The 22,412-nt window shown below is 64.4% G+C and carries 16 protein-coding genes and 1 pseudogene; 8 read left to right on the forward strand and 9 right to left on the reverse strand.

Translation table 11 applies throughout. From position 1 onward, the window contains the following. From D6860_RS15450 to D6860_RS15460, 3 genes and pseudogenes are all read right to left on the reverse strand, one after another. Positions 1–162 (reverse strand): annotated as a pseudogene (locus D6860_RS15450) (UDP-glucose 6-dehydrogenase); the annotation flags it as partial. A 60-nt stretch (positions 163–222) separates the two neighbouring features. Then, positions 223–1,047 carry a hypothetical protein gene (locus D6860_RS15455; protein ID WP_076625971.1) on the reverse strand — a complete coding sequence of 275 codons (825 nt, stop codon included), beginning with the start codon at positions 1,045–1,047 and terminating at the stop codon, positions 223–225. 6 nt (positions 1,048–1,053) lie between these two features. Continuing rightward, the gene (locus tag D6860_RS15460; protein WP_083698006.1) at positions 1,054–3,372 is read right to left on the reverse strand and encodes a rhamnosyltransferase WsaF family glycosyltransferase; all 2,319 of its coding nucleotides are present in this window, start codon (positions 3,370–3,372) and stop codon (positions 1,054–1,056) included. Between the two features lie 277 nt (positions 3,373–3,649). Between D6860_RS15460 and D6860_RS15465 the strand changes: the two genes are divergently transcribed. Further along, a complete protein-coding gene (locus tag D6860_RS15465; protein WP_083698005.1) occupies positions 3,650–5,755 on the forward strand; it encodes a M10 family metallopeptidase in 2,106 nt (701 codons plus the stop codon). A gap of 296 nt (positions 5,756–6,051) precedes the next feature. After that, positions 6,052–6,381, forward strand: a complete 330-nt coding sequence (locus tag D6860_RS15470; protein WP_076625969.1) for a hypothetical protein — start codon at positions 6,052–6,054, stop codon at positions 6,379–6,381. 18 nt (positions 6,382–6,399) lie between these two features. On the opposite strand, the gene D6860_RS15475 is transcribed toward D6860_RS15470, so the two are convergent. The 3 genes from D6860_RS15475 to D6860_RS15485 form a co-directional block, all read right to left on the reverse strand. Then, positions 6,400–8,067: a zinc ribbon domain-containing protein gene (locus D6860_RS15475; protein WP_083698004.1), complete on the reverse strand. Its 1,668-nt coding sequence runs from the start codon at positions 8,065–8,067 to the stop codon at positions 6,400–6,402. Beyond that, positions 8,068–9,048, reverse strand: coding sequence for an IS1595 family transposase (locus D6860_RS15480; RefSeq protein ID WP_076625967.1), 981 nt, complete (start codon positions 9,046–9,048; stop codon positions 8,068–8,070). It lies immediately after the preceding gene. 371 nt (positions 9,049–9,419) lie between these two features. Then, on the reverse strand, positions 9,420–9,881 hold the full coding sequence (locus D6860_RS15485) for an Lrp/AsnC family transcriptional regulator (protein WP_076625966.1): 462 nt from the start codon (positions 9,879–9,881) through the stop codon (positions 9,420–9,422). 216 nt (positions 9,882–10,097) lie between these two features. Here D6860_RS15485 and D6860_RS15490 point away from each other — a divergent pair, with 216 nt between their 5' ends. Further along, positions 10,098–10,973 (forward strand): DMT family transporter, encoded by an 876-nt coding sequence (locus D6860_RS15490; protein ID WP_076626009.1) that lies wholly within the window; start codon positions 10,098–10,100, stop codon positions 10,971–10,973. A gap of 1,040 nt (positions 10,974–12,013) precedes the next feature. Here D6860_RS15490 and D6860_RS15495 read toward each other — a convergent pair. Then, on the reverse strand, positions 12,014–13,126 hold the full coding sequence (locus D6860_RS15495) for an IS110 family RNA-guided transposase (RefSeq protein ID WP_076625965.1): 1,113 nt from the start codon (positions 13,124–13,126) through the stop codon (positions 12,014–12,016). A 537-nt stretch (positions 13,127–13,663) separates the two neighbouring features. On the opposite strand from D6860_RS15495, the gene D6860_RS15500 reads away from it, so the two are divergent. After that, complete coding sequence (locus D6860_RS15500) at positions 13,664–14,548, forward strand: ArdC family protein (protein WP_076625964.1); 885 nt, start codon at positions 13,664–13,666, stop codon at positions 14,546–14,548. 587 nt (positions 14,549–15,135) lie between these two features. Continuing rightward, the gene (locus D6860_RS15505) at positions 15,136–15,600 is read left to right on the forward strand and encodes a hypothetical protein (protein ID WP_076625963.1); all 465 of its coding nucleotides are present in this window, start codon (positions 15,136–15,138) and stop codon (positions 15,598–15,600) included. A gap of 33 nt (positions 15,601–15,633) precedes the next feature. Here the strand turns inward: D6860_RS15505 and D6860_RS15510 are convergent, their stop codons facing one another. Beyond that, a complete protein-coding gene (locus tag D6860_RS15510; RefSeq protein WP_128549250.1) occupies positions 15,634–16,323 on the reverse strand; it encodes a hypothetical protein in 690 nt (229 codons plus the stop codon). Then, positions 16,320–17,102, reverse strand: coding sequence for a ParA family protein (locus D6860_RS15515; protein ID WP_076625961.1), 783 nt, complete (start codon positions 17,100–17,102; stop codon positions 16,320–16,322). Before D6860_RS15515 ends, D6860_RS15510 begins: the two co-directional genes overlap by 4 nt. Positions 17,103–17,707: 605 nt before the next feature. Between D6860_RS15515 and D6860_RS15520 the strand changes: the two genes are divergently transcribed. Genes D6860_RS15520 through D6860_RS15530 form a run of 3 tightly spaced genes read left to right on the forward strand, consistent with a single transcriptional unit; the run spans position 17,708 to position 22,089 of the window. Next, positions 17,708–18,244 (forward strand): plasmid mobilization protein, encoded by a 537-nt coding sequence (locus D6860_RS15520; protein WP_128549251.1) that lies wholly within the window; start codon positions 17,708–17,710, stop codon positions 18,242–18,244. Continuing rightward, the gene (locus D6860_RS15525) at positions 18,241–20,136 is read left to right on the forward strand and encodes a relaxase/mobilization nuclease domain-containing protein (protein ID WP_076625959.1); all 1,896 of its coding nucleotides are present in this window, start codon (positions 18,241–18,243) and stop codon (positions 20,134–20,136) included. The genes D6860_RS15520 and D6860_RS15525 overlap by 4 nt, the downstream gene beginning before the upstream one ends. Positions 20,137–20,154: 18 nt before the next feature. Next, entirely contained in the window at positions 20,155–22,089 is a 1,935-nt protein-coding gene (locus tag D6860_RS15530; RefSeq protein ID WP_076625958.1) for a type IV secretory system conjugative DNA transfer family protein, read from the forward strand. Positions 22,090–22,412 lie beyond the last annotated feature (323 nt).

Here is a 22,412-nt window from a genome sequence, read left to right on the forward strand (position 1 = left end):
GAGGAAATCCTCGAGCTCGGCATCGACGATCGGGCACTTGCGGTCATTGACCAGAGATACGCGCTCCGTCGAGATATCGACAGCGGTGACCGGGTTGTTCTGCGCCAGCAGAACGGCGTTCGATAGGCCAACGTAGCCAAGGCCCGCAACGGCAACCTTCATTCGGTCTCTCCTGATTGTCCCAGAGCGGCGAACCGGGTCCACGCGCCTCTTGCAGTATTGTTAGGACGTCGGAATCCGGTTGTCGAAGCCGAATTCCTTCAGCAGTTCCTCGTTCTGGCGGGCGAAGAGCGCCTCGATCCAGGCGCGGCGCTCGGCCGTCTTGCCGGCGTCGGGCTCGCCGGTGAGGGTGAAGGCCTGCCGGAAGGCCTCGCGCAGGGCGCCGGCCGGCGCGTCGGGATCGGCGAGCCCGGCGGCGAGCCGGTCGCAGTCCTCCATGCGCAGCGAGGGGTTGGTGCTGTCGCGCGGCACCTCCCAGACCATGCCCTCGAGCGCGCCGATCTCCGCCTCGATCACCTTGCGGATGTCGCGGTGACTGGCGAGGATCAGCCCGGGTTCGGGGAACAGCCGGTTCCACGCCTTGAAGTAGCCCACCGGGCTGAGGTTGCGGCAGCGGTCGACCGCGAACTGCTCGAAGCCGCGCCCGCCGTAGGGTTTGCGGTTCTTCAGCCAGACGTCGAAATGCTGCTTCATGAACTGCGAGTAGTCGCCGAAGATGAACTCGCTGAAGGGCCGCAGGAAGGCCAGCACCTGCACCTCGATCCCGGCCTGCCCGGCCAGATCGGCGAGCGTCTTGCCGCGCCCGGCAACGGCGAAGAGATCCTCGTGGCTGAGGATCACCGTGTGCGTGTCGTCCTTGAAGAACCCTTCGAGCTGCGCGGCGCTGAGCTTGTCGATCTCGGCGGCGTTGCCCGGGTGGCGGCTGCCGTCATGCGGGTAGCGCACGCCGTTGGCGGCCAGCAGCCGGTCGTTCTTCAGCATCACCTGCTGCAGGTAGGTCGAGCCGCATTTCGGCGAGCCGATGTGAAGGAGGATACGTCGTGTCATGCGTTGTCAGCTTTCGGCTTCCAGCTCGCGGCGCAACGCGCGGGCAAGCTGCTCTACCATGGCGTCGGGAGAAAGGCCAAGCTGGCCAAGGTCGATCCGCCGCTCGGCCGGGGTGACCGGCGGCATCGTCCAGGCCCGCTCCAGCGCCTCGGCCACCGCCGGGCCGGTGGCCTCGGTGGACAGGATCGCCGGGCTGAGCGTGCTCAGGTCCTTCGGCCCGAAGTGGTTGGTGACCACCCGCATGCCCGATGCCGCCATCTCGATCGGCGGGTGGCTGGGGTGGGGCGAATACATCAGCGAGAGCCCGAGGTCGCAGTCGAGCAGGAAGCCCGGGTAATCCTCCCAGGCGAGCTTGCCGAGACTGCGCACCACGTTCTTCTCGTAGACCGCCACGGGACCGTGGCGCAGCCCGACCGAGACGATCTCGATGTCGTCGGGGGTGAGGTCGAGCGAGTTGGTGAACCGCGCCACCGCCTCGATGGCGGTGGCATACATGTTGCGCGGCACCTCGGGGCGCCCGTAGAGCGCCAGCCGCCGTGGCTTGCCGCCCCGGTCGGGCCGGGTGCCGGCGGCGTAGCGCGAGATGTCGATGGCGGGATGGAAGGCCAGCGCGTCGGGGGCATGGGCGAACCCGAAGCCCTGGGCCGCCACGTAGTCGCGGATCAACGTGGTGTTGAACACCGGCCGGAAGTCCAGCTCGTAGCTCGCCCAGGCGTCAGCGAACTCGGGGCCCCAGGCGTAGAAGTTGGGCTCGAAATCCTGGATCAGGTAGCTGAAACGGGTGTGGGTGTAGCCGTGGCGGCGGATCAGCTTGTCGGCGACATGGGCGCTCCACCAGGCGGTGGCGATGAAGAGATCGTCCCTATGCGATGGCACCGTGCTGCCGGTCACCCCGCAGTAGAGCTCGATGCGGTCCGCGGCCCCCGCCGCGACCGCCTGCTCCGTCAGCCGCCGTTTCACGAAGGCGCGCGAGGTCGAGAAGGCCGAGACCGGCAGGTCGGTGGCGATGAAGCGCACGTTCAGCCCGCGTTCCGCCAGCCCCAGGCCGATGTCCAGCGCGGTGACGATGCCGGCGAAGATCTCGGTCGGGTTCAGCGTCGGGATCAGCACGTTGACCGCCGGGCCGTCGGCGGTGAACTCCGGCGTCCACGACGGCTCCTTGCGCTGGTCGGTATAGAGCTGGAACGGCGCGGGTTCCTGCTCGCGCGGGTCGGGGGCGCCGGGGTCGCGGTCCTCGGGCAGGTTCGGGGCCGCCGGCGGCATTCCCGGCGACAGGCTGTAGAGCCGCGTGTCGAAGCGGTCGAGCGCCTCGTTCCGGCCCGGTCCCAGCGCCTCGCGCAGGATCCAGACGTTGCGGCCGAGCGCCACCACCGAGAAGCCGAGCGCGATGCGGGCCAGCTGCCCGTGCAGGCGCGCCGCCAGCCCCAGCGCATCGAGGAAGATGCGCCCGCCGCCGCGGTAGCGGCGCAGGAAGGGGCGCAACGGTGACAGCGTGGCCTGGCCTTCCTTCAGGCGACCGTCGGCCACCGCCTCGATCATCCGGTGATAGAGCGCATGGGCGAGGTAGCGCGCCAGCGCGTAGCTTGCCGCCTCGCGGCGCATCCAGACCTCGTCGAGCTTGCGCCAGCGCGGCAGCCGCCAGCGGCCGCCCCGGTCGACCGCGCCCACGACGTTGCCGCCGTGCTGGCGGTAATCGACCAGCGGCCGGTCCACCAGCGTCACCCCGCCGAGGGCGGCGGCGATCAGCCCGAACCACAGGTCGTGGTAGAAATGCACGCCGCTCTGGGCCGGGAAGGGCAGGGCGATGCGGCCCACCCGGGCCCGCATCAGCAGGGTCATGCCGGTGATGTTGTTGCGGTAGAGCAGCCCGCGCAGGCCGGGATCCTTGCGGCGCCGCTCGAAGCGGAACATCGACTCGTGGATCACCGCGCCGGTGCCGTCGACCAGCCGCGCGTCGGAATGGACCATGTCGGCGCCTGTCTTCTCCAGCGCCTCGATCCCGGCGGCGAGCCGGTCGGGATGCCACAGGTCGTCCTGGTCGCAGGCGGCGATCAGCGTGTCGTCGTCCGCGTCCTCGAGCGCCGCCGCGAGCCCGGCCTCGAAGGCGCGCACCGCGTCGAGATCGCTGTCGGGCTCGACCAGCGCGCACGCCAGCCCGGCGGCCCCGGCGAGCCGTTCGGCAAGCGGACCCGAGCTGCGGTCGGCGATGACGAGGTAGACGCGTTCGGGAGGGTGGGTCTGGGCGGCCAGCGAGCGGATCTGGGTTTCGAAATGATCGGGGTCGGGCCGGTAAACGGCAAGCACGACGCGCACGGAAAACGGCATCAGGCGGTCACTTCTTCCACGAAGAACAAGGGCCCCTTCGCAGAAGCCGCGTCAATCCGTGCGTTCCTAGAACACATCCCCGCCGTCGCGCAAGCGGCTTGTCCGCGGGGCTCCGGAGGCCGCGGAAAACTGCAGGTTTCCGGTCACGCTGGGCGCGCTTCGTGCGACCGGGCCATTGAGTTGCCATGCGTGTTCAGGAAGAAACAACCCATAACAATGTAGGACGTGGCCTGCCGCCCTGTGCGCGGGACCCGAGGCAGCCGGAGCAGATACAGACATGTCGACCCACGCAGGAACGATCAATTCAACCGGGGCGGGAACCGCCCTCGCGGCACCCACGCTGACCGGCTCCCTGGCCGAGATGCGCGACTATCTCGTCAGTGGCTACTGGGCCGCCACCGGCGGCTACGCCAGCTCCTTCGACACCTCCGGAAGCAACCAGATCACCTACGACGTCTCCGGTCTCACCGCCGAGGGGCAGCAGCTCGCGCTCTGGGCGCTCGGCGCCTGGGAGATGGTGGCCGACCTCGACTTCGTCCAGGTCTCCTCCGGGGCCGACATCACCTTCCGCGACGATCTGGGCGGGGCGTTTTCGACCTACATCACCTCGGGCGGCAACACCCAGTCGGCGGAGGTCAACATCTCGACCGGCTGGATCGCCAACGAGGGCACGCGGATCGGCGACTACGGCCTGCAGACCTACATCCACGAGATCGGCCACGCGCTGGGGCTCGGCCACATGGGCCCCTACGACGGCGGCGGCACCAGCTACGACGACGCGATCTTCACCAACGACAGCTGGCAGCTCTCGGTGATGTCCTACATCTGGCAGACCGCCAACCCCACGGTCACCGCCAGCTACGCCGAGCTCGTCACCCCGATGACCGTCGACATCCTCGCCGCGCAGGCGCTCTACGGCGCCTCGACCGAGACCGCGGGCGACACGGTCTGGGGCGCGGGCAGCACGGTCGACGGGCTGCTCGGCACGCTCTTCGCCGCGCTCTACGACGGCGGGCCGGGCGCGGATGTCGCCTCCGGGGCGCTGGCCATGACGATCTACGATCACGGCGGCCACGACACGATCGACGTCAGCCCCTCGAACGTGGCGCAGCGGATCACCCTGGTGGGCGGGCAGGCCTCGAACCTCGAGGGCTACACCGGCAACCTCCTCATCATGCCCGGCACGGTGATCGAGGATCTCTTCACCGGCGCGGGCAACGACGCGCTCACCGGCAATGATGCCGACAACCTGCTCGACGCGGGCGCCGGCAACGACACGCTCACGGGCGGGGCGGGCAACGACACGCTGATCGGCGGCACCGGCAACGACCGCGCGGTCTGGGACGTGCAGCAGTCGGCCGCGACGATCACCGTCAGCGGCAGCGGCTTCCTCGTCGGGATCGGCGCCGAGACCGACTACGTCGAGGGCGTCGAGACCTTCGCCTTCCTTGACGGCAGCCTCGAGGCGGCCGATCTCGTGGGCACGCCGAGCACCGTCACCGGCACCGACGGCAACGACATCCTGACCGGCGAGAGCGGCCCCGACGCGCTCTACGGCTACCTCGGCAACGACTTCCTCGACGGGCTCGAGGGCAGCGACACGATCTACGGCGGCCAGGGCAACGACTCGCTGCTCGGCCGGGCCGGCAACGACGTGGTCTACGGTGGCAACAACCACGACAACATCGCGCTGCACGAGGGCGACGACTACGCCGAGGGCGGTCTCGGCAACGACTCCATCGGCGGCAGCGACGGCAACGACAGCCTCTACGGCAACAGCGGCAACGACGTGATCGGCGGCGGCAACGACGACGACTACATCGACGCCGGCGCCGACCAGGACGCCGCCTCGGGCGGCTGGGGCAACGATACCGTGCTGGGCAACGACGGCGACGACACGCTGGCGGGCAGCTACGGCAACGACACAGTCGACGGCGGCACCGGCAACGACTTCCTCGGCGGCGGCGAGGGTCAGGACCTGCTGCAGGGCGGCGCCGGCCACGACGCGCTTGGCGCCGGCAACGGCAACGACACGCTGCAGGGCGAGTCCGGCAACGACTTCCTCGGCGGCGGTGCCGGCGACGACCTGATGATCGGCGGCGGCGACAACGACACGCTGAACGGCGGCACCGGCAACGACACGCTCACCGGCTCCGAGGGCGCGGATCTCTTCGTCTTCAACACGCTGGTCAACGGCGAGCGCGACGTCATCACCGACTTCGAGAACGGCAGCGACCTGATCCGGCTGGGCGGCGTGAGCTTCGACATGCTCGACATCGCCGACGTCTCCGGCGGCGCGCGGATCTCGGTGATGGGCCACGAGATCCTGCTCGAGGGGGTCGCCGCGGCCGAGCTCGACGCCTCGGACTTCCTCTTCAGCTGACCTGTCGTGGCCGGCGTCCCGGGGGCCCGAGCGGACCCGGGGGCGTCGGCCCGGTGTCTCTCTCCGGCCCCGTTCCGGCTGCTTGCAACCGGGCCGGGTGCAGGAGCCTTCTCTCCAGTGGCGGGCGGAGCCGTGCAATTAAGTCGCAATCGCGCCGGAAGTGTATGAAAATGTTGCAAAAGAGAGAGCGTTAGGCGAATTTCCGCTGACCACATGCGGGACCGGAAGGCCGACATATGCCTCTCAAGCCACTCAACTGGCAAGGAAAAGACTACAGCTTCTCGATACGGAGGCGCATGCGGTCCTTCTTCCGCTATGCCACCGCCTGTCACGTCCACCGCCGCAACATGACGATCCCTCTGCCCGACTCCGCGGGCCTGCACATCCTGCACTGTCACGCGCTGGCCATGGACGCGGTCGAATATTTCGACACGAAGGCGCATTGGCAGACATTCCACCAGCGCCTCTGCGATCAGTATGCCGACTTCTACGTGATGGCGCGGATCAACATGGACAACGTGTTCTCGGCCTATGGCGACCGTGGCCTGGGCACCTACTCGGTCCAGGAACTGGCCAACAGCTCGGAGGGCTACATCGGCCCCAGATGGTGGCCGCTCGGCGCGTGAGTGGTCCTGCCGTGGTGATTATCCCGCTGACACATCAGCTACCAGATCTTGTGGTGGCCTGACGGCCGCCTGATCCGGTGCAGAAGGTCTCTGGATCTTGTCCGCCGCGGTGAGGGGTGTCTCTGCCTTCAGTCTATCGAGGGCATTCCGGTAGTTGGGATTGGACACGATCGCCGCACGGTCCGAAGCCACCCAGCCCCGGGTCTTGAGGCGCTCCAAGTGACGGTGAACCGTCAGCCGGAGGCTTTCCTGCTTGGTGAGGCGCGCAGCCCGATCGAAGGCGGAACGTCCGCTTTCCAGATTGCGCGCCGCGTTCACGTCGGCATGGATCTTGTGCCCGCAGGCGCCGCAGACGAAGTCCGCCTGCGCCTTACGGTTGTTCTTCGCGACATAGCCGCAGTGCTCATTCGAGCATGTCTGGCTCGAGTAGGCCGGGTTCACCTCTTCCCAAGTAATCCCGTAGCGCTCGGCGAGGTCGTTGAGCTTTGCTTCGATCACGCCATGCCCCATCCGCGCGAGGATGCGGTTGAGGCGGCGCGAGAGGCCAGGGGCGGTGAAGTCGAGGCGCTCGATGACCACGTGTGCAGGACGCTTCATCAAGATGAGCCGGTTCAGCACCCGGCCGATCTCGGTCTTGAGGAAGCCGCGGAAGGCAGCGACTCGGGCGCGATAGCGCTTCGACTGGTTGGGGCGGATGCCCTGCTTTTGGAGCGCGCGTGCCAGGCCGGAGATGCGCCGGTCATGCCGTTCGAGCTGCTCGCGCCAAGCGCGTCCGAGAAGGTCTCCATCAGGCGTGGCGAACATCGTGGCGAGACCGAGATCGAGCGTCAGTTCCTCTCTCAGCGGCTGGTAGGCCGCCTGGCTTTTCGCGAAGACTTCTTCCATGTCGGTGATGACACCGATGACAATCTCACCGGGGCAGCCGTGGTCGGCACCGCGTTCAATGATCTGGACGGTCTTCGCGACCGTCCCGCCGCGTTCCTCGAAGAATGCGTAGGACTTCAGCGGCACCTTGATGGTGACTTGGGATTTCTTTGGCCGGCCGTTCTTGCCAATCTCGAAGGCCATCCCGCGGATACCAACCCAGAGCGGCGCGTGGGTCGCCTTATCGGCGGGACCGAGCGTCGCCTGCCGCTGGTCGATCCATGGGTTCAGGCGGCGGAACCGCGGCCGCCGGTGGCGCGCCAGCACGCCGTGCATGATCCGTCGCGCGAGGTGCCGGACGTCGTCCGGGATCTCCTCGCCGGTCTTCTTCATTACCACCGGCTCGCGTCGGAACCATGCGTGAAGCTTGTTCACGACCAGGAGATGATGACGGGTGCCGTCGTCGATCGACGATGCCATGACCGCATCGCGAAAGTCGTTCGCTCGGTTCTCGATGAAGCTCTCCAGCTGGCCGACCACCTGGTAGCGCAGCATCTGCATCCGCTGCGACCCGATGATCGCCTTCGCCCGGAACAGGCGCGCGGAGTGCGCCTCTTCCTTGGCGGAAACCATCTTGTTGAAGCGACCAGTTTCGAAGAACCGCTGCCATTGGTCGGCAGCCACGTCCGGCGCGGCGCGACGGAAGGCGCGCAGCACTTCGCGCAATGCCCGGATCTTGCCTGGGTTAGCCTCCAGCAGCGGGAGATGGTCGCAGCGCTTCATGCAAGTAATATTGGCCAAAAGCATCGCAACCGAAACCATTTATGCGGCGTCTCCGTCAATGAGAGCACGAACCGGTAGCGGTCGGCCAGCCGCGAGCAGAACCGCTGCGATGCGCCGCAGGTGGCCGATATCCCTTCGATTGTGCCGCCAGGAGATTTCATCAAGATAGCGATCGAGATGCTTTGGCGAGATCCAGTGCCACACGCCGATGACGGCGCGCCGGATCTCGGCATGAACCGCCTCGGCTGTATTCGTGTGCGCATCGACGCCGGGACCTCCGGCATCGCGCCGGACGAACTCGGCGGCGGAGTGCTTGACCGCCATGTGTGCCCGACCGGACACCGCCTTGCGGTAAGCCGGTAGCGCGTCCGTCGAGACGACGGCATCGCCGGAGATCCGGTGATGCGAAGCACCGCGGATGACAGCGATTGAATGGCTGGTGATGCGCTGGAAGGCGACCGGGCCGCCGCGCTCTGCCATCGTGAGCACCAGCGGGCGACGTGGACCGCGCCCGGGCTTCTCGTCGCTCGGACCGCCGCCATGCTTCTTGCGCGGCGGCGCGCCTGCGTAGATCTCGTCCATCTCCACGATACCTGAGAGAACGATGCTATGGTCAGCCATCATCGCCCGGATGCGATGGCCGAGATGCCAGGCGACCTTGTAGGTGACGCCGAGCATCTCGGAGAGCTTGCGGGCCGACATGCCCTTTGACGAGGCGACGATCAACCAGATGGCACGAAGCCACTGGCCGAGCGAGAGCCGAGTGCGATGCATCGCCGTGCCTGACGTGAGCGTGAACTGGTGGCGGCACGCGCCGCAGGTGAATAGACCGGGCCGTGAGAGGTGGCGCGTAAAACGTCGCCCAGCGACTTCGGATGCGCCGCATGCAGTGCAGTAGAGACCGTCGGGGAAGCGCAGGCGCTCGAAGATCGCCAGGCAGGCGGCTTCATCCGAGGCGATCTTCTCGACCTCGGCGAAGGTGATGTTGTCGGGGGCGCGCTTGACGGGTCTATGAGGCATGGCCGATCAATGTTGGCCCCTACCTCAAATCATGAAGCCCTAAACACAAGATTTAGAGGCTGATGTGTCAGCGGGATAATCCCGCCTGCCGTTACTTTCGCATCGGGGCATGATCGCACCGACCATTTGCAGGAGCACCGCATCGCATGTCCCATGCCATGGTCACCCGGGGTGTCATCTCGGATTGAAGCACGCGCCCCGAGGCGAGAATTTCTGGCGCCACGGTCTGTCGTCCATTCCACCGCCGGGGGTGGCACGGCGACGCGCGCTCACCGGTATTTGAGGCTGCTGTCCGCGCGCGGTACAGCGGCAGCTGACTGGGAGCCCTTTCTGACGATCCAACGGCCACCCAGATTTCGCCCCTGCGCTGCCTAAAGTGGAAGCTGCGTCGTGTATTTCAGCTCATCAAGGAGCACGGAACTCTGGAGCTCCTGAACTCCTGGAAGCAGAACGAGTTGGTCCTGCAAGAGGGCATGGAAGTGATCCATGTCGCGGACCACAACGCGCACGTTGAAGTCGTAGTCGCCGAGCATCAGCTGAACCACCTGTACCTCAGGAATGCGCAATACGGCCTGCTGAAACTGTTCGAACGACTTGCGCCCGTGAGACGAGAGCTTGATGCGCACGAGGATGATGGCATTGAAGCCAAGTTTCTTGCGGTCGAGGATAATCGTCTTTCCAAGAATGATGCCGTTTTCCGTCAGCCGGGCAATGCGCCGTGAGCAGGGCGACTGGGACAGGCCGATCCGCTCGGCGATTTCCGTGACCGAAAGCGATCCGTCCGCCTGCATGACGCGCAGAATACGGCGGTCAGCCTCGTCAATCTCGTGCATGGGTCTATCCTAGTTTCGCTATACTGTGAATAAACTATGCTCTTTATGCCGAATTTATAGGCAATAAAGCAATGAGATCCCCGTAATATAGCATACCATGCCCGTCGAGAATGTACCGTTCGGCGCAGATGTCCGGCCGAGCGGTCGAGAGGAGATGCCCACCGCCAGGGGTTTCGTCGGAGGCAGGAACCGCTCTGAGGAGATCACGTGAACACCATGCCGTCCCGCGCGCTGAGGCCACAACTCCAGGGCACTCTTCTGATGTGTGTCGGGGTGGCCTGCCTGAGCGCCAACGACGCGATAGCGAAGATCCTGACCTCCGGGTATTCGCCCCTCCAGATCCTTTTCCTGCGAAATGTGATCGCTCTGCCGTTCACCGTGGGCATCGCGCTTTTCATGGGCGGGCGCGCGGCCCTGCGCTCGCATCGGCCTGCCGCGCATTTGCTTCGCGGTGGGCTCTGGGTCGGTGCAACGATGATGTTCTTCACGAGCTTCATCTATCTCCCTCTGGCCGAGGCGACGGCGCTGATCTTCGTCGCCCCCGTCTTCATCACCGTGATCTCGGCCCTGTTCCTGGGGGAGGACGTTGGGTGGCGGCGCTGGCTTGCCGTGCTGGCGGGTTTCCTCGGGGTTCTCGTGATCATCCGCCCCGGCGGCGCGGCATTTCAGCTGATCTCGCTGCTGCCCGTGGCGACGGCACTTGTCTACGCGCTTCTGATGCTCAGTGCCCGCTGGGTCGACCGGCGCGAGAGCGTTTGGACGCTGCTCGTGTATCTGACTGGGACGGGGGCGCTGCTGAGTGCGCTGATTGTGCCTTTCGTCTGGGTCCCGCTCCGGGCCGGCGACCTCTGGCTTTTCGCGGGGGTCGCCTTGTTCGGCACTGCGGGGATGACCATGATGACCCAGGCCTTCCGCCTCGCCCCGGCGGTCATCGTGGCGCCGTTGGACTACACCGGCCTGCTCTGGGCCACGCTTTTCGGATGGCTCATCTGGCGCGAGAGCCCGGACGCGATCATGATTTTCGGCGCGGCGATCATTGTCGCGAGCGGCGTGATCACGATCCGTCGTGAGCAAGGACAAGCCGGTTCATAGCGTCCTGTGGTAAGACTTCGGAGTGCGCGCGTGGTCTCGTCTTTCGAAACCACGATGCCGGTGGAGATCAAGTCGGAGGCCTGGAGTGATTTCGGAAGGCGAGACGCGCGCAAATGCAGCGAACGGAGGCAAGGTCCGCGCTTGACCAATTTGTAAAACCTGCGGCGAACGTCAGCAAAGCACAATCGGCATGATCGCGCGGTGTGCTAGGACTTCCCCCCAGCTGCAGGGGGTAGCCCCGTGGATAGATGCGGTGACGGGCCTTCTTGCGTAGGCTCAGGCCTGGCCCGCCTAATAATCGGGCGTAGTGTTTTGATCTGCCTTCCAGAAGCAGCTTTCCACCGCTGTCCAGAGACCGCTTGACGGCGCCGGGCATCAAGCCAGACCTTCCCACAAGTCGGCTCGCCATCCTTCGCGATATGGGTGCGCGTTCAGCTCGCCGCCTGCAAGGCCCGCCCGTCCCCTTGGCCGGACGCGGGCTGGAAAGCTCTGGCGGATTGATCAGGAGAGAGTCGCGCGGGGCGCGCGCCTCGCATGGGTCCGAAGGACAGGAGTGGGGTTCAACGGGCTGCGCCCGCTCACCCCACCCCTGGCATGATCCTGTTTGCTGTCCGCCCAACAGACCTGCCTCGGAAAGTCAAAAGACAAGCGCCGCCCTTGGCGTCGTCTCTGACGGGGCCGTGTCCTCGCGCGGTGCGCTGCGGGCCGCACCTTCCCCGTCTCCGATCCTTTGACTGTCCGTGTCAGGCCCGTGGGTCGGGCTTCGCCCTTGCATGTCTTTCGTCAACATCTTTTGCGCATGGCAAATAGCTCCGCCGTTAACGCTGAGATATGTCTGCCGATAGAATGATTGGGTCAGGCTAGAATGGTCCACGCATGTAGCGACGGTGTATCAATCTTGCATTCGCGGATTGGAACCGCATGAACGTTGTTCGTCGCGGGCCTTTCTCGGTACTCTCGCGCGGGCGTCGGCAGATCCGGCCCAGAGGGCGGAACGAGAGTTGCCCAACCTGTCTCCCACCTTCGCCTGACCCGCGGACCTACTCAGAGAGTGGCCGCATCTCGTGCCCCACAGCCCAAACGAAGCCAGCCAGTTCTCGGGCAATCGCTACCGCTATGATGGTTGATTTCTTACCGCGCGCTTCCAGGGTGCGATACCTCTTGCAAAGCCGCTCTTGCGCTTTCCACGCGAGATCACGAACCGGTTTCGGCTGCGCTTCCAAAATGCGTGCCTTATGTTGTGCAACTTTTGCTGGAAAGCGATAGCTCCACGCGGCCTCAACCAGCATACGTCGCGCTTCTCGGTTTCCGGTCTTTGTGATGCCTCCACGTCGAACCGATCCGCCACTGGAATATTCCGAAGGCGTGAGCCCTAGATACCCCATGAGCTGTCGGGACGTGTCGAAGCGCGTGACATCGCCCACACTGGCAGCAAGTGTTGCTGCTGACACGAGGTCTAAGCCGCGAAAGCAGCGCAGCGCATACACGAAGTCTCTTAGCGACCAGTCCGGCGTAAGTTCTTCAATACGCCGCACCATGTTGTCTCGCCGTTCAACGGCGTTCCAAACCGCCTGCACGTAGTCCTGGAACACGATCTGTTGTGCGGGTTCGTCAAAGTTCTGGCTTCCCAGCCATCGGCTGTGGATTTTGGTCCAGGGCTTCCGATTTGGCGCGTACACACGTCCATGTCTGAGCAAGAACGCCGAGAGTTGATGGCGCGCCGTGGTGACTTGGCGTACCGCATCCATCCGAGCCCGAATGAGATCGCGCATTGCTTCGTGTTTCAGATCCGGAACCCAGACCGGTGTGAGTTCTCCTGCTCTGTGCAGCACGGCAAGACGTTGTGCGTCCCGCCGGTCTGTCTTTACGCGTTCCCCTGGTGCAATTGCGATCTTCGTGGGTGCAATAACGCAGCAATCATGACCTGCTGCGATGATTTGCCGATAAATCCCATAGCCACAAGGCCCAGCTTCATAGCAAAACTCGATCTGCCGATCTTGCTTGGCCAGCTTCTTCAGAAGCCCGTTTATGGCAATCGGCGAGTTTTCGATATCCCCCAGAAACCTGACTTCGCCAGTTCGCCCTTCCTCTGCTACGCCTACGGAGATGTTGCGCTTGTGAACATCCAGCCCGACAAACAGCTTCTCTCGCATCTAACAATTCCTTTCTTGGTGTCCGCATAACCACCGAGCTCTTCCACGACGCATACACGTCCGAAGGACTGGTAAGGACAGACTACTGCCCGGCCCCTACGGAGCCGCACTGCTTTCATTGCAGACTGGGGTTCGGACAAGCCGAACGCCGCAGATCTGCGTCAGGGTGAGGGCGCAGCCCTCCCCCTCGGGCAACTCAATTAGACATGACCGTGTCCTCGCTTCGCTGCGGGCCGCACCACTCCTGTCCAATTGAGTTGCCTCGCCCCCTCCCGCGTTCGCCACGTGGCAGATTTGCAGGAGCAGACGGCTTCACCGTCGGACCTCCAAATCGCTCCCGATTTTCCAGTTGGGGAACGGGATCAACCAACCAAAGGCGCAACGGCGGGGCGAGATGATGACGAAAGACATACGTACTCTCCCACTCTGTTCCGCCGAAAACATGCGTTTTCGGTCGGACAGATTGGCCGAGGCGCAGCCCATCGGCGGAAGGCGGGCTACCCGGCCCCACCGTCTCCACCACGAAGGAGGCCACAAATGGCAAAGGCGAAATTCGACGTTTATCAGCACGTCACAGATGAGATTATTGCTCAGATCGAGGCAGGCACACCGCCTTGGCGCAAGCCGTGGACCGGTGGCGCGGGCGGCGTGCAGATGCCGGCTCGCTTCAATGGCGAGGACTATCGCGGCATCAACGTGCTGATGCTCTGGGCCACCGCCGCGAGCAAAGGCTACGCTTCGGAGGGCTGGATGACCTACCGACAGGCGCAGGAGCTTGGCGCGCAGGTGCGCAAGGGAGAGAAATCGGCAACGGTTGTGAAGTTCGGCACCATCGAGCGGGAAACCGAAGAGGGCGAGGAAAAGAAGGTTCCTTACTGCCGAGCCTACCGTGTGTTCAACGCCGACCAGATCGACGGCCTGCCGGATACGTTCTACACCCGCCCGGAGCAGCCGCGCGATCTCGGAACAAGTGCCGATCCGGAGCTTGAGGCATTTTTCGCCCGAACCGGTGCGGTTATCCACTCAGGCCCGGAGCCGCAGGCTTACTATGACCTTCGCACCGATCACATCCACATGCCACCGATCGAAACATTTCTCAGCGCGCGGACGTTTTATGGCACCCTTGGTCATGAACTGTGCCATTGGACTGGCGCCGAACAACGCCTCGACAGGTTCAAGCGGTTCTCCAACCGAACGGCCTATGCTTTCGAGGAACTGGTGGCCGAAATCGGCGCCTGCATGCTTGGGGTGAAGATTGGCGTGGAGCCGGAGTTTGATCAGAGCGCAAGCTATGTTGAAGGGTGGCTTATTGCAATGAAGGGCGACAATCGCGCAATCTTTCGCGCCGCATCGGAGGCCCAGAAGGCCGTCGATTTCATCTTGGGAGAGGCTGGGCGAAGTGCCGCCGAGCAGGCCGCCTAAGGCGTCTCTCACCTTGGAACTGATGATCGGGCCTCGCTTATGCGGGGCCCGTCAAATTTTTGCGGGTTGGTCTCAGCGTCTGCGCCGCCGAGGCCAACCCGCGCGGGCCGGGCCTAGGCCCGGCCCGGGGACGATGGGGCAGGGATCGGCTCTTCGAAGATCAGGGCCATTTTGAAGGTGCCAGGCTGGTCCCAGGCGATTTCTGTTTCTCCCGTGTTCCACCGAAATCTCAGTCCGAGGAAGTGTTCTTCTCCTGCTAGGTCGAGATGAAACACTTTGGAGATCGGGAAGGCATAGAGTTTCTTTGCCGACATGGTTCTTGTTCCAAATAGTTGAAGCCGGATAGCGTGCTATCCGGCCTGCCCGCCGGCGAGGCCGGGGGTAGCAAGGGCAGCAGAAATCGATTGGGGTGGTGCGGCCCGCAGGCCGTCGGCCGAGGACACGGCCCTGGCTATTTCTGTTGACTGCGCGAGGGGCTGCGCCCCTTAGCCCGGTCCATGCTGCTTTGCCTGAGCAGCTCGGTTTCCATTCCGGATGGGATACCCTAGCGTAATGAAAGTATGCCTTGTGCTCGAAAGGAGTGTTTCATGCGAGTTTCATCATTCGGCGCATTCATCGTCTCTGCGCTGATGCCGCTCATTGCGCAGGCGCAGCAGAAGACCGCCGTGGACTCGGCGCCGCTGGTGATCTCGGATGTGACCTGGTCTCACAGCCTCCAGCGCGGATTGCCGGTGCATGAACTCGAGGACCCCGGCGCAAGGCTGCAGCTCGTCTGCGATCCGGATCGTGTGTTCGGCCCGGAGCCGAATGGGTCTTTCGCGGTCAGCCTGCCGCAGGAGCGCGCGCCGGCACGAATCGTGGTGCTGGCACAAACCGGCGAGCAGGCGGCCTTCCAACTCGAAGACGGCCGCGTGGCGCAGGCGAAGGTTGATCCCGATGTGTGGGCGACGCTGGTCGCTATCCTTGGATCGAGCACAGAATTTGCCGTAGTCAGCGCGCATGACGCGGTGACCTGGAACGTGGGCAAGGTTCTGACCGGCCCGTGTGACTGAGGTGGCACCAGGCCCAGCATCCTGCGGCGACGCTTATCCCGCCGCCTGCCCCTCGTGGAAGGCGAGCGCGTCGAGACCGTAGAGCCGGAACAGCGCGCCGATGATCCGTGCATCGGCGATGAGATCCAGCGGATCGCCAATGTCCGCGCGCAGGGCGCGCACAATATCGGGGTTGGAATAGGCATTCACGAAAAGCCCGCCGCTGCCGTCGGTCCGTGTCAGGTTGAGATGCGTCTTGAGCCCCTTGCTTTCGCGCAGTGCGCTTGCGTGATCGAGATTCAGGTATCTCTTGCGCGCCTGCTTCATAAGCGCCTTTTCGAGATAATCAGCGCTGGTGCCAAGCCGGACCGCCAAAGCCTCCAGTCGCGCTATGTCATCCGGCAGCCAGACCACGAAGCCACGCACGTTCCTCTTGGCTGGCGCCCCGGCCTCCACCGCCGCTGAGGCCCGCCGCGCTGCGGCCTTCGGCTGCGCCCGTCGCGTCTGCTGCGGCCGCTTTGAGGTCGCGGGGCTCTCTTCGTCAGCCGGGGCCAGTTCGGGGGCGACTGCGTCGGGCTCGATCCTCGGCTCGTGCGGCTCGGAAGTGGAGCGGCCCGCGTAGCGGGCCGTGGCCCCTGCGAGCCGGCTGCTCGCCTTTGCATGCTCGGCGGCATTTGGCAGCGCGTGGGACGTGCGCACGACACGGGACCTCTTGCGCTTCTCTGGCTTGGGGGCGTCGCTCACTCTGCTGCCTCCCTGACGTCGATGACAGCAAGGAGCTCGTCGAGCAGCGCGTCGCCGCCGGCTAGGATGTCCATCATGGCGCCGCCCTGCAGCCGCCCGGCGGGCTGGGAGTTCGCCGCCTCAGCGGCCACGCCGAGCGGACCCCATGCCGCGATCTCGCGCCAGTATTTCGAATTGGGGATTACGGTCAGCGCATGCGGCATGTCCATGACCGCCTGCAAGGCGTCGCGATCGCGCGGGGTCAAGCTGACGATGTCGAGATCCCCGGTCAGCACCGAGATCATCTTGCTTGGTACCGCGGTCAGCACCGTGCGCAGCGCCGGGATGGGAGAGTCTGGTGTGACAGTCTGCAGGATATCCTCGAACCACTCGAGCGTTCGCTCGGCGACCGAGTAGTCCGACTGCTCAGGCCGCGTTGGGATCAGCACGAGATCGGTGGCAAGGATCAGATCTTCGGTGTCGGCATTGGCGCCCGGGCGTGTGTCGATCAGCACGAGATCATAGCCCTCGGCTTCCATACGGTCGTAGCCGTCGTAGATCTCGTCCATGTCCGCGACCGCGCCACTGATGGTTAGCTGATCGTGGCGCCAGGCGGGTTTGTCGATCTTGCCCCAAGAGGCGCGGTTGAAGCTGGCCTCCCAGCCGAGCGCCTGTGGGTCGGTGTCGACGTCAAAGATATGGACCTTCATGCCGCGGGCGAGGGCGGCCGAGGCGAGGATACGGGTCAGCGTCGTTTTCCCGCTGCCGCCTTTCATCATCATGGTCGAGATGGTCTTCAAGCTCGGTCCTCCAAGTCCCGCGGTCCACACATCCGGTACGCCAGCACTCCGGCATCCCAAACCTCCAGCGATCAACATCACCACGGCTCCGGCACTCAATCTCTCATCATCTCAATGAGTTAAAAACTCAATAGTTCAATATCTGCAGCATTCCGCTGATCCGGCATTCCAGCAATCGTGCAGTCATTCATTCCTGCTCTCCTGCGATCCAGGTCTTGCCGAAATTTTTTGGCCCGGAGATAGCGCGCGGAGCGCACATGGGACCGGGGGCCAAAAAATCGCACATTGGCCCTCTCCGCCTGGCGTGGGGCGCACGCGCCCCACGCCAGGCACATCGGGACGGGTGTGATCCGCTGACGGCCCCGGCGGCAGCTCTCGCAGGGGCGAGATTGCCCCCTCCTGACCTGCGGATCACCGCGCCCTGCCTAAGTGACCCCGAGGGGTCACCGGGCGCGACACGGAGACCATGAAGGCTGTCCGGTTTCCGCAAGCGGAAATTCCCCGAAGGGGCGAAAACCGGCCTTCATGGTCGGTTGGCTGGAACGGTATTGTGTTGTACGCCTTTAGAGCGTGTTTTTTCTTTAGATTCATCCTGAGGTTGTATTATGCCCCGCGGATCCCGGCTCACCCACAAGGACATCACCGAGATCTCTCGCCTATTGGGCGAGAGGTTCTCCGATGCCGCGATCGCCCGACGCACCGGGCGGTCGCGGCAGACAGTGGCGCGGGTGCGCCGCCAATCGGCTTCGCCACATACGACCACCGAAGGCGCCGTGATCGGCACACGGGTTACGGCGGAAGAATACGCGGCCTTCAAGGCATTGATGGAGGCCGAGGGGCTGACGCCCTCGGATGGCATGCGCCGCCTCATGCGGCTCGCCGTCGGGGCGCTCGATTTGCGGGTAGAGGAGATCGAAGCGCTGGCGCAGAGCCGGCGCGAGCTCGTGGCGGTGGGGCGCAATCTCAACCAGATGACCCAGCTTGCGAACTCCGGGCGCCTCAAGTGGAACGCCCGCGACGGCAAGACGGTGGCGCAGCTTGATGCGCGGGTGAGTGATCTGACCGAGGCGTTGACGACCTTTATCAACGTCGCGCGACGCCGGACCCTGGTGGAGGTGGCCTTCCCGGGAGAGGACACATGACGGCACGGCCGCTGGCTCTGCAGGAGGCTGTTCTCGGCTATCCGCTCGAGGACCTCGCGCGCCGCAGCCGGAGTGGCGGCAGCGGTACGCGCGTTCCGGGTGCGGGGCAGGGCGGCCTGCAGTCCCGCTCCTTTCGAGCATTTGCCGGCAATGCGCAGCGCGCGCCGCAGTCCGTGGTGAAGCGGATCCGGGCCGGAGGGTGCCATTCGAAAGAAGAGCTGACCCGGCAGCTCAATTACATCACCCGCGAAGACGCGGCGCATGCCACCTGGACGAACTTCGCCGGGGTGGATCGTGAGCTTCGCTCGACCACGCTGGCGCGGGCGGTTGAGGACTGGTCGTCGGCCTGGCGCGGCGCGCCCCGCCGCGGGCACACTGACCACATCATCCTGAGTTTCCCCAAAGGCACAGGCATCGACGCGGCCGAGACGGTAGCCCGTGAGTGGGGGCAGGCGATCTTTGCCAGCGGTGACTATGGTGATCAGTGGCGCTACGTCGCCGCGGTGCACCGCGACCCGGATCACATCCATGCGCATTTTGTCGTCGACAAGGTCGGCTGCGATTGGGGCAACTTTCTGTCGATCAGCATGAAGTCTGAGCTGAACTACGACGTGATGCGCGAGCGCCATGCGGAAATTGCGCGGGCGCATGGTCTCGAGATGGTGGCCTCAAATCGTTTGTCGCGCGGGATCATCGAGAACCCGCCGCGCGAAACCGAGTATCGCGCGGCACATGACCGGACGGGTCGGGGCGACCTCGTCCCGGCCCCATCGATGTCGGAGGCGGAGAGGGCGCGACGCCGGGCCGTGGTGACGGACTTTGCGCGGCAATATGCCGGTCTTGGCCAGCTGGCCTCGCTGTCCGGCGCCGGCAACGCTTTTATGCAGACGCTGTCGCAAGCGTTCTTCGCGTCGGCGCAAACCCTGGAAGAAGGAGGCTCCCTCATGTCCGAGGCCGATACCCTGACGCCGCCCCCGCTCGAGAACGGGAGCTTCGATGCGATTGCCGCCATGGCGGTGGCCCGTGATCAGATGCTGTCCGAGGCACGACAGACCTGGGACAGCATTCAGTCCATGGACGCCGGACCCGAGCGGGTGCGGATGCAAGCGGAGTTCTCCCGCACCAGCGCCGAACTCATAGCGGCGACCCAGGCGGATCCTTTCTTCCAGGACCATGCGACGATTGCGCATGCTGGCGACGATCTTTTCGCGCATCTCACGCCAACGTCTCTGCAGCACGTGCGGGGAGGGCTCGAACTGGATGATCCGAGCGTGCGCCAGATCGACAGCGCACTGGACGACATGCGCGATGCGCTGACTGTCGTCTTCTCGTCCGAAACGGATCTGATGGCGCAGATGTCCACGACAGCCGAGGAGCTGGCCGAATACCTGCTTCAGGGGGAGCATTCGGTTGCGCAGGCCGAGGCGTGGCGCGGCCGAGCGGAGGCTTTGGATGAAGATGCTTCCGCGCGGCTGACCGACATGCTGGAAGAGGGGCATCGGATTATCGAAGGTGTGACGGTGCCGCGAGACCTTGCCGAGGAGTTGGCGCTTGATCAGTTGTTGACCGTGGACAAGCACCACCCGCTTGCCGACGTGCCGGCCATCGAAGCGCTCGTGAACAGAATGACCGGCGAGCTGTCCAATGAGGCGCTCGGACAGGTGCTCGAGGGAGACAGCACGCCACTTCAGGGCGAGATCCGAGACCCTGCGGTACGGGCGGCGATTGCGGCCGAGCTGAAGACCGAAGCGGATCTTGTGGTCGGGCAGGGGGCTCGCAGGCGCGAGGCCGTGGAGGCCTACCAGACCATGGCGCGGACGCATCAGGCGGAGCTGGCAGCAGAGCATTCCACCGAGCACGGTGCAGACCTCGAGGACGGCCACGAACACTAGGCAGCGGGAGGCTCTCTCATGATCCAGACGCTCGACACCGCCTGGCGCTATCCGCTCGCGGTGGTCACCGGTCTGTTGGCCGGTGGCTACATCGGCGCCATGCTCGCCACGATCTACGGTGCCATCGTGTTCCGCGAGAGCCTCAATAGTCTCGATGCGCTCGAGCCGTGGTTCCTGCGCTGGTCCTGGCCCGCGCTGCAGGCCAATCCAGATGCGCTGCAGGTAATTGGTCTCATCAACGGGACGGTGGCACTTGGCCTCATCGCGGTGGGTGTCGCGGGGGTCTACCGTGGACGGCTCACCAGCTATGACGATGCGCATTTCCAGACCCGACGAGAGCTGCGGCGCAACAAGATGGTCGCGCCGATCTCCGAGGAGGGGTTCGTATTTGGCAAGACGGCACGGCCGAAGAAGAAGGGCCTCTACATCTCGGCCACGCCGAACCGTTTCCCGCATGCGATGATGGTGGCGCCGACCGGTCGCGGTAAAGGCGTGGGCTTTGTCATCCCGAACCTGCTGCACCATACCGGCAGCGCCATTGTGCTCGACGTGAAGGGTGAGAACTTCGAGAAGACCTCCATTCACCGTCAGAAGGGGCTCGGAAACCGCATCTGGTATTTCTCGCCCTTCGACTACGTGGAGGCCGAAGGTGGCCCCTCGACGCGGACACACCGCTTCAACCCGCTGTCGCGGATCTCGGCCATGTCCTCGGCGGATCAGCAGTACACCGCGCTCAACACCTTGGCCGACCAGTTCCTCGTCGTGGAAGGCGACCAGGCCAAGGGGTTCTACCAGGCCGGCAAGCGGCTCTTCGTTGCCGCCTGCCTCTTTGCAATCGAGCAGGGCCGGCCCAATCTTGGATTTGCCAAAGAGGTCTTCGGTGGCAGCGGGAAGACCGAGCAGACCTACCGCGACTATGCCGAGATGACTGATATTCCCATCGTCGCGACGATCTTTTCCGAGATGGCGGGGATGAGCCAGAAGATCACCGACAGCTATCGCTCCGTCATCAGTGGCGCGGGCTTCGAGCTCTGGGATGACCCCTCAGTGGTGCGGGCGACAAACGAGAGCGATTTTGACCTGACGAATTTCCGGCGCGAGGCGCAGACGCTCTATATCACCATGCAGGCCGAGCATCTGAAAACCCTCGCGCCGCTGGTGCGTCTCCTCTTCGCCGAAGCTATTGCGTCCTTGCAGCGGGTAGAGCCTGGGCCGGATGAGCCACACACGGTGATGTTTCTCATGGACGAGTTCGATCAGCTCGGGCGCCAGCCGCTGGTCGAGAACAGCATTAAGACAATCCGTTCGTTCGGCGGGCGCTTCTTCATCATCACTCAGTCGATCGCCGGTCTAGACAACCCGTCGCTCTATGGCGAGGCCGGGCGTCGCGCCCTCATGGCCGGGGCAGGGGTAAAGGTGTTCATGACGCCGCAGGACGACCGGACGGCCACGGTCCTGTCGGATATGCTCGGCAAGCACACCGTGGTGTCAAAAACCGAGAGCCAGAGCCGCATCCGCGAGCTCGACGATAACGCCAATATCAGCCGCCGAAGTGAAGAGCGACCGCTGATTTCGCCGGGCAAGCTGCTGCAGTTCCCGCTCGATCAGGTGCTGGTTCTGCCGGAAGGCCAGTATCCGATTCAGGCACATCACATTCGCTATTATGAGGATCACCACTTCACGGCGATCGAGGCAGCGCGGCAAGGGCATGCGCTGCCGTACCCGCCGCTGACCGCCAAGCCAAAGCAGAAGGTCGCGAGCCTAGCGCAGATTGTGCAGGCGGAGGAGACTGTCGAGACTTGCCAGACGTATAGCGAGCGGTTTGCCGAGATGCGGGCGCGAGCAGAGACCTGCCGGAAGAGCGACGGTGAAAGTGGGGCCACGTCCCGGCGGCGGCCCAGACGGGCAGGAGCTACGGACCTGGCGAAGTTCGACGAGGTCGAGAAATTTTAGAGCGCTGCAAAGGGCCTGTGTGGTGCCTCGCCGCGTGTATGGTACGCCTCAGATCGTCGGCATGATGGACGGTTTAGTCCGGGGAGTGGGCAGACCGGCACACGTTACTGAAGTCCGGCGTTTCTTAGACGCTGTTCTGGATCTGTTTCTGCGGCCACGCGGAAGCGAAGGGCGACAGTAGTTCATTTAGCGTCTCGAACACCGACGTAGGGAGTTGTTCGACCGGTCAATAACTCTATGTTGCCATAGGCCCGCTCTGAGCCCATTCCGCGCATTCTGACTAAGAATAAAATACGTGAAGAGGCAGGCGATTTTTAATCTCC

Origin of the sequence: Salipiger sp. D13 (assembly GCF_003703915.1) — a bacterium.
GTDB classification, from domain to species: Bacteria; Pseudomonadota; Alphaproteobacteria; order Rhodobacterales; family Rhodobacteraceae; genus Salipiger; species Salipiger profundus.